Source organism: Beijerinckia indica subsp. indica ATCC 9039, assembly GCF_000019845.1.
GTDB lineage: Bacteria > Pseudomonadota > Alphaproteobacteria > Rhizobiales > Beijerinckiaceae > Beijerinckia > Beijerinckia indica.
This window is the reverse complement of the sequence record NC_010581.1, coordinates 833,011-846,327: the sequence shown is the minus strand read 5'-3', so window position 1 is coordinate 846,327 and position 13,317 is coordinate 833,011. Positions and strand designations below refer to the sequence as shown.

Genomic DNA, 13,317 nt, shown 5'->3' with positions numbered 1-13,317 from the left:
AGCTTGAGTGCTGACCAACGAGTGCGCTTCCAGGATTTAGATCGGCGACTATCGGGCTATCATTCGCTCCGATAGCGGGACCGCTTTCCGGTATCATGCCCAAGCTTTCTACCGATCCCGGAAACCATTGACGATCGGATAGCGGCGGTCCCGCCCGAAATTGCGGCGCGTCACCTTTACGCCCGGCGCCGATTGCCGCCTTTTATATTCCGCCAGGTAAAGAAGGCGCTCCACCCGGCGTATTGTGGGTTCCTCATAACCCGCAGCGACCAGATCCGCGACGCCTTGATCCTTCTCGACGAGACCTTCGAGGATCCCATCGAGGATGTCATAAGGAGGCAGTGAATCCTGATCCTTCTGATTTTCGCGCAATTCGGCGGATGGCGGCTTGACGATAATATTATACGGAATGACTTCACCGTCAGGTCCGAGCGCACCCTTTGGCTTCCAGCGATTGCGCAAATGACAAAGGCGAAACACCTGCGTTTTGTAAATATCCTTGATCGGATTGAAGCCGCCGTTCATGTCGCCATAGATCGTCGCATAGCCCACCGACATTTCCGACTTGTTACCCGTCGTGACCAGCATGGAGCCAAATTTATTGGAGATCGACATCAGCACTGTGCCACGTGTACGGCTCTGCAGATTTTCCTCCGTCAACCCCGGCGCCGTACCGGCGAACATCGGCGCGAGCAACGTCTCGAAACCTTCAACCGCGGGCGCAATGGGTACGATATCATAACGCAAACCAAGCGCTGTGGCGCAGGCCTTGGCATCGATCAAGGATTCCTGGGAGGTGTAACGATAGGGCAGCATGACGGCATGAACCTTCTCACGCCCCAGGGCATCGACAGCGAGCGCCGCGCAAAGCGCGGAATCGACACCGCCAGAGAGGCCCAGCACGACACCAGGAAAACCGATTTTTTCGACATAATCCCGCAGGCCCAGCATACAGGCCGTGTAATCCGCGTCGTCACCCTCAATCACTTGTGTCTTCGGTGCCTCGACGCAGACGAATGTATCGCCCCGGCGTTCCCAGACGGTTTTGGCGATAATGGCCTCGAAAGCCGGCAACTGGCAGGCGAGTGTTCCATCCGCGTTTAACGCGAAAGTGGCGCCATCAAAGACTAATTCGTCCTGACCGCCGAGCTGGTTCAGATAGATCAAAGGCAGATGGGTCTCACTGATCCGTGCCTTGACGACTGACAAACGCTCGCTGCTCTTCGATTCCCAATAAGGCGAGCCATTCGGCACGAGCAGGATTTCACCACCCGTTTCGGCAATGCATTCGACGGGATCAGGTCCCCAAATATCCTCGCAGATCGGAATGCCGATACGCACGCCCTTGAAGATAATGGGCCCCTGCAAGGGACCCGCACGGAAAACGCGCTTTTCGTCGAAAACGCCATAATTCGGCAAATCGACCTTGAACCTCATGGCTTCAATCCGGCCATGAGCGAGCAGCGCATAAGCATTATAGCAGGCGCCCAATTCGCCCCAGGGCAAGCCAACGAGAATGGCTGGGCCACCATCCGCCGTCTCGCGGGCAAGATTTTCACAAGCGACGCGGCAGGCGTCCTGAAAGCTGGGTTTCAGAACCAGATCCTCCGGGGGATAGCCGGAGATGAAGAGCTCAGAAAACATGACGAGATCAGCGCCGAAGCCGTGCGCCTTGGCGCGTGCCTCTCGAATACGGGCGAGATTGCCGTCGATATCACCGACTGTCGAATTGATCTGCGCGAGCGCGATGACGAGGCGATCCACTGGACGCGTGTCGCTCATGCCTGCCGGCTCCTCTTCCAATCTCGGGACTTGCTTGAGAATGCTCTAGAGCATCGGACTTTCAAATTGAATCCTGCCCGATGCTCTCTCTTTCTGTAAACGCATCAGATTGGTCCCAAAAGGGGGAGCCATTTTTGGGTCTGATACGCTAGAATATTTTCCGCCGAAGCGTCTTTGCTTCGTGTCAAGACAATAGGTAAAACAAAGAGATAGAGAACATTTCCTGATCCCTTGAAACAGAAAATGTTCTCAAAACACCCAGGACGTGGTGACCTCTTTCACTCTCATGCTGGCCCCACGGCGGCGGGGCGGCGGCTTTCCGCCGGACCTCCTGGATCACGATAGGTCGTGATCCCTATTCGAAAAGATAAACATCCATCAGCAAAGTGCCCTGTTGCACGGAATGATGCACGCGTCGTCCTTTCGCACCCTCCCCCGCCGCGCCGAGAGCGAAAGGAAAGGGCATAAAATGATCGGGCTCAGGATGATTGCGTGCGGAATGCGGAGCGAAAGCCTTGTAATCGACGAGCGTATCGAAGTCTCCCAGTTCAGCTTTCTCCCTCACCCATTCCCCAAATTCCGTAACCCAGTCGGGTGTCTGCGGTGGCGCGGCGGGGTCGCTGCTTTCCAAAACCTCGTTCGGGGCGTTGAGATGGCCGGAGCCGATGATCAAAACCCCATGCTGACGCAAGGGCGCCAGGCAGCGGCCGAGCACGAAATGGTGCCCAGCACCTTCTTCCGATTGAATCGCCGCTTCGACGACAGGAATATCAGCGCCCGGATAAAGCAGACTGAGAGGCCCCCAGGCACCTTGGTCGAACCCTCGCCCAATGATTTCCTGCGTCGGCAAACCGGATTGTTCGACCAGGGTCGCGGCGATTGTCGCCAATTGCGGAAGGCCCGGAGCCGGATAATCGATCTTGCTGACTTCTTCGGGATAGCCCTCAAAATCATAGAGCATCCCAGGCTTTTCGTCGGCGCTGAACGAGGGTTGCGCCATGTCATAATGCGAGCTCAGGATCAAAATTGCCTGCGGCTTGCCGAGCTTTTCGCCAAAAGTCTGGAGAAAGTCTCTTGCGGGGCTCGCATGAAGCGAGAAATCGGGCGCTCCATGCGAAAGAAAAAGCGTGGGAAAAACAGGCATATCGAATTTCGCAAGTTGAACGGAGTCAAAGCGCGAATAATCAGCTTTCGCGCTTTGACGCCATTGGGATCGACGAGTGAGAAATTTTATTCGGCCGCATGGATGAGACGCTGGCCGCGTCCAATCCGCTCTTCCTTAAGCAATTCGGCCACCAGGAACGCCACCTCGATCGACTGTTCCGCATTGAGGCGCGGATCGCAATAAGTGTGATAACGATCATGCAGATCGGCATCGGTGATGGCCCGCGCGCCGCCCGTGCATTCGGTGACGTTCTTGCCGGTCATTTCGAGATGAACGCCGCCGGCATAGGTGCCCTCGGCCCGGTGCACCGCGAAGAAGCTGCGGATCTCGCTCATGATCTTTTCGAAAGGCCTCGTCTTGAAACCGGACGCCGCCTTGATCGTGTTGCCATGCATGGGATCGCAGGACCAGACAACGCGTCGCCCTTCCTGTTGCACAGCGCGGATCAAGGCTGGCAGGTGATCGCCGATCTTGTCGGCACCGAAACGGCAGATCAAGGTGAGCCGCCCTGCCTCGTTCGCAGGATTGAGCAGATCGATCAGGCGCAGAAGATCGTCGGGCTTCAGCGAAGGGCCGCATTTGAGGCCGATCGGATTTTTCACGCCACGGGCATATTCCACATGCGCCTGGCCCGGATCGCGGGTCCTATCGCCAATCCAGAGCATATGGCCCGAGGTCGCATAATAATCACCGCTCGTCGAATCGATGCGGGTCAGGGCTTCTTCATAGCCAAGCAGCAAGGCCTCATGCGAGGTGAAGAAATCCGTCTGCCGCAATTCATGATGGGATTCCGGATCAAGGCCGATCGCCCGCATGAAACCGAGCGTCTCAGTGATCCGGTCGGCCAATTCCTGGTAGCGGGCCGACTGAGGACTATCAGAGACGAAGCCAAGCATCCAGCGATGCGCATTTTCCAGATTGGCATAGCCACCGGTCGCGAAGGCGCGCAACAGGTTCAAGGTCGCCGCCGATTGCCGATAGGCCATGAGCTGGCGCACGGGATCTGGTTCGCGCGCCGCGCTGTCAAAGGCAATGTCATTGACGATATCGCCGCGATAGCTCGGCAATTCGACGTCGCCAACCTTTTCATTGGGCGCTGAACGCGGCTTGGCAAACTGGCCGGCGATGCGCCCGACTTTCACGACCGGCAAAGCGGCGGCGAAGGTCGCGACCACAGCCATTTGCAAAAAGACCCGGAAGAAATCGCGAATATTATCGGCATGATGCTCGGCGAAGCTTTCCGCGCAATCGCCGCCCTGCAGGAGAAAAGCTTCCCCATCGGCAACCTTGCCAAGCAGGCTCTTGAGCTTGCGCGCCTCGCCGGCGAAGACGAGGGGAGGGAAACCGGCGAGCTGGCCCTCGACATCGGCGAGTTTCGCCGCGTCGGTAAATTCGGGCACCTGCACGATCGGCTTATTTCTCCAACTCGCAGGCGACCAGCTTTCGACGGCCATGATGGCAAAACTCCCTGTCAGATCATCTGCTCCTTGGCGGTGAACGATGATCCATCTCTCCATGAGACCAATTCGGACCAGTGCTGAGGTCCGCACGACATTAAAAGCAAAGCTCAGGCATGGACATCAGCCCAATGCGAACTTTGAGCCGTCTTCTTTACACCAAGCCGCCTTGCCGCGTCCATTTTTGATGTTGCGGGATCGCATAAGAAGAGGAAAGGGCCAGCAAGTGCCTGAGCGAATTTACCTTCTCTTTACACTATCGTTCAAAAAAGAGACGAACTTTATCTAATGCGTTAAACGCCGCCTTTACCAGAAACAGGGAAAAGTTCGAAGGTCAGTTGCGTTAGCGGTTTTCTCTACATGCCCATTGAACGTGCTGGTGTGGTCCGCTCGAAATCCCGGATCGAGGTACTGCGTACCGGGATTTCGACGGCTAACCGCCCCTGCCTCTCCCCTGTCGAAAATCCTCTTCCCCTCGATCAGATCCTGCTCGGGGATTGTGTCGAGAAACTCAATCGGCTGCCTGCCGAAAGCGTGGATCTGGTTTTCGCCGATCCGCCTTATAATCTTCAACTCGAAGGCAAGATCCTGCGTCCAGACCAGAGCCAGGTCGATGCGGTCGACGATGCTTGGGACAAATTCGACAGTTTCGCCGATTATGACCGGTTCACGCATGAATGGCTCGCCGCCGTACGCCGCGTCATGAAGCGCCATGCGACTTTGTTCGTCATTGGCTCTTATCACAATATTTTCCGCGTCGGGACAATTCTTCAGGATCAAGGTTTTTGGATCCTGAACGATATCATCTGGCGCAAATCCAATCCCATGCCGAATTTTCGTGGCCGCCGTTTCACCAATGCGCATGAAACAATGATCTGGGCCGCTAAAAGCGCGGATGTGAAGAATTACACCTTCCATTACGACGCACTGAAAGCCGGCAATGAAGATCATCAGGTGCGCTCAGATTGGCTCTTGCCGATCTGCTCGGGCGGCGAACGCCTCAAGAACGAGGCCGGACGCAAGACACATCCGACGCAAAAACCGGAAAATCTCCTTTCCCGCATTCTGCTCGCCACCACCAATCCCGGCGATGTCGTGCTCGATCCCTTTTTCGGCACTGGCACGACGGGAGCGGTCGCCAAAAAACTCGGCCGCTCCTTCATCGGCATTGAGCGCGAGGCCGGCTATGCGGCAGCGGCCAAGGCCCGCATCGCCGCGATCGACCCCCTGCCCTCGGAGGCGATCGCGTCCTTTCCCAATAAAAGAACCGAGCCACGCATTCCCTTTATGACCTTGATCGAGTCCGGCCTGCTTGCGGCAGGGGAAACCCTGACCGACGAGAAAGGCAGACACGAGGCCGTTGTCCGGGCCGATGGAACACTCGCGGTTGGTCCCATCATCGGCTCGATCCACAAGATCGGCGCTTTGGTCCAGGGCCTGCCAGCCTGCAACGGCTGGACTTTCTGGCATTTCCAGCGGGACGGACAGAAACATCCGCTCGACCGGCTCCGTATTCAATTACGCGAAAGCGGCAAGGAACCGGTGTAGCCGCCCTGTATTCCCGGCGTCGAACTGATCACCGGTCGAGCCACACAATCATCCGTGGTGGATACAATGCGGTTGGTCAGCTCCCTGCGCGTGGCTTTGTCACCAATTGCCTGCTTGCGCTACAAAGAGGCCGTAAAAATCGCGCAAGAAGATTGTGTCATGGCTTCTGGTCGCTCGGTCCATGCAAGCCAAGGATCTCGCGCATCTAGTGACGTGTTTCGGCGTCTTTAAACACGTCAGCTCCATTTCAAAAGCGATGGCTTTACTCAAAAGCGACACGGAGCCCATGTTCGTCAAAAGCGCCTTCGATCGCCTGGACGATGGTTTGCACTTCATCGATCTCGATCTCCACCGAGTCATGAGGCGCGTCCCAACACGTGATATCATCGAGAAAGATGATGAAATCGGCGGGATCTTCTTCCCCGGGTGGGCAATCCGCCCGCACCAGGGTCAGGATTTTTTCTCCCTTGATGATCCTGACGGCACCTTCCGTCAGTTCGACCTTGAGTTCCGGGCCTCGCCGTTTGGCCATCGCTTCTTCCTCTCGCCTGCTCGTTCCTGTTTGTCTGCGAAAAAGGCCCGCCCGGCTGCAACCGCTTTGCGCATCAGGCTCGGCAGCGCCTCGGCGTCGAGATCTTCTTCGGCGACGAAGCGGCACCCATCGGGGACTTTGAGGGTGGATGGCGCTTTCGCCGCATAGACACTCAGCCGCAATGCGAAATGGGTGAAGACATGCGTCACTTCACCCTCCAGCCTTTGCCAATCGGCCGCGACGGGTGCCAGGCGCAAGGGTTCTAGGTCGGGCGTTTCGTTCCATGCACCGCCTGGAATTTCCATCATGCCGCCAAGAAGACCACGCGCCGGGCGCCGGGTGAGAAGAACGGCGCCATCGCCGCGCCGCAGAAAAAAGGCCACGCCATGGCGGATGGGTTTTTCCCGCTTCGGCGCCTTGATAGGAAATTCACCCGCGCGGCCTTCTGCTTTCGCGACACAGAACGCCGCCAATGGACACAGCAGGCATTGCGGCTGCCGGGGTGTGCAGATCATCGAGCCGAGATCCATCATCGCCTGGGCGAAATCACCAGCCCGCTCGTTGGGTGTCAACCGATCCGTTTCGGCGCGAATCACCGCCTTTGCTTCCGGCAAAGGACTCTCTATCGCGAAGAGCCGGCTGATGACCCGCTCGACATTACCGTCAACAACCACGGCGCGGCGGCCATGGGCGATGGCGGCAATAGCCGCCGCGGTATAGGCGCCGATCCCTGGCAAAGCCCTGAGAAGAGATTCCTCGGCGGGAAAAACACCGCCATGGCGCTGCATGACCATAATGGCGCAAGCATGAAGGTTACGCGCCCGCGAATAATAACCGAGCCCAGCCCATTGCCGCAAAACCGCGTCGAGCGGGGCGGCGGCCAAATCTTCGAGACGCGGCCATTGGCCAAGAAAAGTCGCATAATAAGGTTTGACTGCCGTGACCGTAGTCTGCTGCAACATGATCTCGGAGAGCCAAACGGCATAGGGATCAGCCTGTTCGCCCGGTTTGGCGCGCCAGGGCAGATCACGGCGATGCGCGTCATACCAGGCGAGCAAGGCCCGCGAAACGGATGGCTCCGACAGGGAATAGCCCGTCAAGGGCGGCTCCATTTTCACTCCGTCATGCTCCCTCGCATGCTCCCTTGCCCATTCGCCGCCTTACGCCAAGAGACACAATGGGAGCCTCACGGGGGCCTCCCGGTTGCAGTCTCGAATGTTCGTCCTTTCAGAGACATCATGAACATTCGAGAGGATCCCAACGCTCATCCTTGCATGACCGCTGGCGCCCTTGAACATTCCAGACCCTATAGAACAGTGTATTATTGACAAAGTCGCTCGCGCACCAAAGGTTTCGAGGGCGCTCCCAGCATTTTAGATCTAAAAGACCATGCGCAAACCTTTTCCTCGCCAACAACCCCTCGCCGATCTCGTCGGCGGCTCTTTGCGGCCGCTCATGAACAAACAAGGATTCGGCGAGAGCGATCTCATTCTTTATTGGGACGATATTGTCGGCGAAAGACTGGCCTGCATGGCGCGGCCCATCAAGCTGCAATGGCCGGCCCGCCAGAAAGCCGGCATGGACTTCGATGGCTTTGGCGGGGCGGGTCAAGCGACCCTGGTCCTGCGCGTCGATTCCGCCTTCGCTCTCGATTTGCAGCATGAGACAAGTGTCCTCATCGAAAGGGTCAATGCCCATCTTGGCTGGAACTGCATCGCCAAACTCGTGATGCAACAGGGACCTTTGCCGCGCCCCCCGCAACGCAAGACGCCGCGCGGCGCCCCTGGACCCGAAACTTTGCGGCAAGCCGCAAGCGTTGTACAAGGTATTGCGGATACAAAACTCCGGCAGGCCCTAACGAGGCTTGGCGCATCCATTCTCCGCCAAGCAAAAGAAGATCAGTGAGGCTTGCCGGCATCACTGCGCCAGGAAATGCCCAATTTCGAGTTAATTGCTGCGCTTTTAGGCAAAACACGGTTTCAAACAGCGGGCGGAATATTCTAAAAGGTTTGTGAGAATGGGCTGCGCTTGGCGTCCTTGCGGCCAAAAAAACCGACGAATTTTGACCAGAATTTGAGTCGGACGCTCTTTCTCCAAATATGTCAGCCGGCATGAACAAACCGGCTCCTTGATCGTAAGTCACTGTGTTTTATGAACTGTCTCTTCGAAAGACATGCGGTTCAAGCATGGGGAAAAGTTCGGGGATGAGGCAACCATCGGTCATAACGATCTTGAAGTGATTCGATCGAGACCGACGGGCATGGGCTTGCCCTGCCTCCCCCCTTTCAAGCTGACGCTGATCGTTTAAGGGAAGGCTCCATCATTCGCACTCGCACTCGCCTGTCTATTCGCGCCCTGCATTCGCGTTTTGCACGTGCGCTTTCACTTGCCGCAACGGATCGTTCCATGACTTTGCCGACCCCTTCGATGATCTCCCCCCTGGCCTTCTCGCGCCGCAGCCTTTTCACGGCGCTCGCTCTCAGCCTGGCGCTCGCCCCCCTTGCGGCAAGTCACGCGACGGCGCAAGGCACATCGATTCCTACCGATCAATTGATGGCTCCCCAGGCCCTGCCCGACATTGCGCTCGGATCTGAGCAAGCGCCGATCACCATCGTCGAATATGCCTCGATGACCTGCTCGCATTGCGCCGCTTTCCATGCCGAGACCTATCCGGTGCTCAAGAGCAAATATATCGATACCGGCAAAGTTCGCTTCATCCTGCGCGAATTTCCCCTGGATCCACTCGCCACCGCCGGCTTCATGCTCGCCCGCTGCGCCGGGCCCGACAAACGCGAGGCGATGGTCGATCTCCTGTTCGCGCAACAGAAGAACTGGGCTTTCGTCGATAAGCCGCTCGAGGCACTGGCCGCTCTCGTCAAGCAGACGGGTATAGGCCAGGACCGTTTCGAGGCCTGCCTGAAGGATCAAGACCTGTTTGATAAAGTGAACAAGGTGCGCGATCAGGCGGCGGAAAAATTCAACGTCAACGCGACACCAACCTTTTTCATCAACGGCAAGAAACAGAACGGCGAAATTTCACCTGATGCACTCGACGCCTTGCTGCAGCCTTTGCTGAAAGGCTGAGACAGCTCCGTGGCGCCGGTCTCCAACCATTTTAACCCCTTGTTCCCGCTTCAAGCGATATTATCGCTTGAGCTTACAGGCTGGCGCGCACTCCGATGAAATTCACCAAGCTGCACATTTCCGGCTTTAAAACCTTCGTCGATGCCACGGATTTCCTGATCGAACCCGGCCTGACCGGTATTGTCGGGCCGAACGGCTGCGGCAAATCCAATCTTGTCGAGGCTATGCGTTGGGTCATGGGCGAGAATTCGTTCAAGGCCATGCGCGCCTCGGGCATGGATGACGTCATCTTTTCCGGCAGCGGCGAAAGGCCGGCGCGCGATCAGGCCGAAGTCAGCCTGGTCCTCGACAATAGCGACGGCAGCGCGCCCGTGGCCTTCCAGGATTGCCCGGCGATCGAGGTTACCCGCTGCATCGAGCGCGCCTCGGGCTCGGTCTATCGGATCAATGGCCGCGAGGTCCGTGCCAAGGATGTGCAACTTCTTTTCGCCGACGCTTCGACCGGGGCGAAGTCACCAGCCCTGGTACGCCAAGGCCAGATCGGCGAATTGATTTCCGCCAAGCCGCAGGCCCGCCGCCGCATTCTCGAGGAAGCCGCGGGCATAGCCGGGCTGCATTCCCGCCGGCAGGAGGCCGAGACGCGCCTCAAGGCGGCGGAAGAGAATCTCAGCCGCCTCGATGATGTCGTCAGGCAGATCGATTCCCAGGCCGAGGGTCTGAAACGCCAGGCCAAACAGGCGATCCGCTACCGGGCACTGGCAGGAGAGATCGAACGCGATGAAGCGCTGCTCGCCTTCATTAGCTACCAACAGGCCACGCAGGCGCTGAGCCAGGCCGAAACGGGGTTCGAGACCTCCCGTTTCGCTCTCGCCGATCAGGTCGGCATTCAGGGAGAAACGGCGCGTCAGCAGGGCATCGCCGCCCATGCCCTGCCGCCCTTGCGTGAGACGGAAACCGCCGCGGCGGGAGCCCTGCAACAGGCCATTGGCCGGCGTAATGCTCTGGAAGCGGAAGAAAAGCGCTCCAAGCTGCGCCGTGCTGAACTCGAACGCCGCATTGCGGAAATGGAAGGCGATCTCACGCGCGAAACCGCGCTTATCGAAGATGCTGCAGCGGTTCTGGCGAAACTCGAAGAGGAAGCCCGCCAACTGGCCATGCTCGGCGATGGCGCGGCGGAGGAGCGCGAGACACGCAATCGGCTGATCGAAGCCGAAGCCATCCTGGCGCAATCGGAAGCGGCCTTGACTGAGGTTCAAGATTTGCGCGCCGGCATGGAAGCCCGGCGCACGACATTGGAGGCCGCCGTTCGAGAGGAAGGCCGCAGGCTCGCGCGTCTCTCGGCGGAAATCGACAAGGTCACGCGGGAATGGGAAGAACTCGGCGGCGAAGCTGCCCTAGGAGAAGAGACCGCGGCGCTGCGGCGGGAGCTCGAGGAAGCCGAGGCGGCGTTCCACGCCGCTGAAACGCGGCAATCCCAAGCGGAAAAAGCCCATGGCTCGGCGCGCGAGGCCGATATCCAGTTGCGCGCCCCTCTCGCCGAGGCCGAACGCAAGGCCCAGGTTCTCGCTACCGAAGTGGCGACGCTCACCAAATTGCTGGCCTCCGGCACGGGTGGTTTCTGGCCGGCGGTAACGGAATCGATCAGCGTCACAAAGGGTTATGAAGCAGCCCTTGGCGCGGCCTTGGGTGACGATCTCGAAGCCTCGACCAATCCTTCCGCCCCCGCGCATTGGGCCTTGAGCGAGGCCAAGGGCGACCCTTCCTTGCCGCCGGGCGTGAAACCCTTGTCCGCCTATGTCGAGGCGCCCCCAGCCTTGCAGCGGAGCCTCGACCAGATCGGTGTCGTCCTGCGCTCGGAGGGCGCTGCCCTGCGGGCCTTGCTGGTGCCCGGCCAAAGACTGGTCTCGCAGGAAGGCGATCTGTGGCGCTGGGACGGTTTCGTCCAAGCGGCCGAGGCGCCAACCCCAGCGGCTCGCCGGCTCGTCGAAAAGAATCGGCTCGCCGATCTGACCAAGACCGCCGAGGCGGCGCGGCAGACCGCCGATATTCTGCGCGAGGACGTGGAAGCGGCGCAAGAAGCCCTTGCCCTCGCGGCCGAGGCTGAACGCGAGGCGCGCCAACAGTTCAAGACCATGCTTGCCGCACGTGATGCTGTGCGCCAGCGCCAGGCGGCTGCTGAAACGCGTGAAGCTCAGACCTACGCGCGCATCCAAGGCCTGCAGGACACCAAGATCCGTCTTGCCGCTGATCAGGCCGAAACCAATGCGCGGCTGGAACGCGCGGAACAGGATTTCGCGGGGCTCGACATTGCCGCTGATCTGCATGGCCGCGTCGAAACCGCCAGGCTCGAGGCAGCCACGCGCCGCGCGGCCATGATCGAGACGCGCACGGCCTTGAACGCGCTCTTGCGCGAGCGGCAGACGCGTGGCGAGCGGCAACGCGCCTTGCATGACGAACAGCAATCCTGGCAGGCGCGCGCCGGCGGCGCGGCGGGCCAGATCGCCGCCTTCAAGACCCGTCTCGGCGAGGCGCGGGCGGAACTCGCGGTGCTGATTGAGGCACCAGATACATTCCAGCAGCGGCGCAAGCAGATCCAGGACGAGATCGCTGTGAGCGAGCATGTGGCCAAACAGGCGACCAAGGACCGTGTGGCGGCGGAAAAGACACTCGCCGAAGCCGAAAAGGCCGCTCATGCGGCGCTCGAAGCCTTGGGCGCGGCGCGCGCCGAACAAGCACGGGCCGAGACGCGTCTCGAGGCCGCCCGCGCGCGCTGCGAGACTGTGCTGCATATGATCGCCCAGGATCTCGATTGCCCTGTCGAGGCTTTGCCCGTGCGCGCTGGCCTGGAACCCGGTGTAGAGCCGCCGGCCCCCTCCGTCGTCGAAAAAAGGCTCGAAACGGCGAAACGCGAGCGCGAGAAGCTCGGCGCCGTCAATCTGCGCGCCGATCTCGAATTGAATGCGATCGAGCAATCACGCCAGAGCCTCGACGAGGAACGGAGTGATTTGAGCGGCGCCATTCAGCAATTGCATGAGGCGATCGCCAACCTCAATAAGGAGGGTCGCGAAAGGCTCAAGGCAGCTTTCGACCGCGTCCAGACGCATTTTAAGGATTTGTTCACAACCTTGTTCGACGGTGGCTGGGCCGAATTGCAATTGATCGAGGCCGCCGATCCGCTCGAGGCGGGGCTTGAGATTCTGGCCCGTCCACCTGGCAAAAAGCCGCAGGTGATGACCCTGCTCTCGGGCGGCGAGCAGGCGCTTACCGCTCTTTCGCTGATCTTCGCGATTTTTCTGACCAATCCCGCCCCGATCTGCGTGCTCGACGAGGTCGATGCCCCGCTCGACGACGCCAATGTCGAGCGATTCTGCAATCTGCTCGACCATATGAGTCGCAAGACCGAAACGCGATTCATCACCATCACGCATAATCCGATCACGATGGCGCGGATGAACCGCCTGTTCGGCGTCACCATGGTGGAACGCGGCGTCAGCCAACTTGTCTCGGTAAACCTCGAAGAGGCCGAGCGTTTCCTGGAAACCGCATAACCCAATTCCATAGGAACGATCCGGCTCCGTTCAAGGCTAAATCTTGACAGGGGAAAAATCGGTCAATATGGTCCGCTCGCTCGCAAAGGCTTGCGGTTATTTGTCTCTTTGCGCCCGGTCGCTTTAGGCCACTCTACTCGCTTTTTGCGAGGGGCGGCTTTATAGGTTTCTCGTGTCCCTTCGAGAGGGCGGGAGGAATTC

Annotated in this window: 9 protein-coding genes; 4 read left to right on the top strand and 5 right to left on the bottom strand. The window is 59.1% G+C overall.

Annotation, left to right across the window (positions count from 1 at the left end):
- Positions 1–108 precede the first annotated feature (108 nt).
- The 3 genes from BIND_RS03845 to BIND_RS03835 all read right to left on the bottom strand — a co-directional run bounded on the left by BIND_RS03845 (position 109) and on the right by BIND_RS03835 (position 4,401).
- Positions 109–1,782 carry an NAD+ synthase gene (locus tag BIND_RS03845; RefSeq protein WP_012383760.1) on the bottom strand — a complete coding sequence of 558 codons (1,674 nt, stop codon included), beginning with the start codon at positions 1,780–1,782 and terminating at the stop codon, positions 109–111.
- A gap of 355 nt (positions 1,783–2,137) precedes the next feature.
- Positions 2,138–2,926 carry a DODA-type extradiol aromatic ring-opening family dioxygenase gene (locus BIND_RS03840; RefSeq protein ID WP_012383759.1) on the bottom strand — a complete coding sequence of 263 codons (789 nt, stop codon included), beginning with the start codon at positions 2,924–2,926 and terminating at the stop codon, positions 2,138–2,140.
- 86 nt (positions 2,927–3,012) lie between these two features.
- A complete protein-coding gene (locus BIND_RS03835) occupies positions 3,013–4,401 on the bottom strand; it encodes a class II 3-deoxy-7-phosphoheptulonate synthase (RefSeq protein ID WP_012383758.1) in 1,389 nt (462 codons plus the stop codon).
- Positions 4,402–4,764: 363 nt separating this feature from the next.
- On the opposite strand from BIND_RS03835, the gene BIND_RS03830 reads away from it, so the two are divergent.
- On the top strand, positions 4,765–5,952 hold the full coding sequence (locus BIND_RS03830) for a site-specific DNA-methyltransferase (protein ID WP_012383757.1): 1,188 nt from the start codon (positions 4,765–4,767) through the stop codon (positions 5,950–5,952).
- A gap of 262 nt (positions 5,953–6,214) precedes the next feature.
- On the opposite strand, the gene BIND_RS03825 is transcribed toward BIND_RS03830, so the two are convergent.
- Together BIND_RS03825 and mutY are read right to left on the bottom strand one after the other, a co-directional pair.
- Positions 6,215–6,484: an Imm74 family immunity protein gene (locus BIND_RS03825; RefSeq protein WP_012383756.1), complete on the bottom strand. Its 270-nt coding sequence runs from the start codon at positions 6,482–6,484 to the stop codon at positions 6,215–6,217.
- A complete protein-coding gene (mutY, locus tag BIND_RS03820; protein ID WP_012383755.1) occupies positions 6,445–7,596 on the bottom strand; it encodes an A/G-specific adenine glycosylase in 1,152 nt (383 codons plus the stop codon). The genes BIND_RS03825 and mutY overlap by 40 nt, the downstream gene beginning before the upstream one ends.
- A 277-nt stretch (positions 7,597–7,873) precedes the next feature.
- Between mutY and BIND_RS03815 the strand changes: the two genes are divergently transcribed.
- The 3 genes from BIND_RS03815 to smc all read left to right on the top strand — a co-directional run bounded on the left by BIND_RS03815 (position 7,874) and on the right by smc (position 13,116).
- Positions 7,874–8,389: a DUF721 domain-containing protein gene (locus BIND_RS03815; RefSeq protein ID WP_012383754.1), complete on the top strand. Its 516-nt coding sequence runs from the start codon at positions 7,874–7,876 to the stop codon at positions 8,387–8,389.
- Between the two features lie 501 nt (positions 8,390–8,890).
- Entirely contained in the window at positions 8,891–9,568 is a 678-nt protein-coding gene (locus BIND_RS03810) for a DsbA family protein (RefSeq protein WP_012383753.1), read from the top strand.
- Positions 9,569–9,663: 95 nt separating this feature from the next.
- Positions 9,664–13,116 carry a chromosome segregation protein SMC gene (gene smc, locus BIND_RS03805; protein WP_012383752.1) on the top strand — a complete coding sequence of 1,151 codons (3,453 nt, stop codon included), beginning with the start codon at positions 9,664–9,666 and terminating at the stop codon, positions 13,114–13,116.
- Positions 13,117–13,317: the final 201 nt, after the last annotated feature.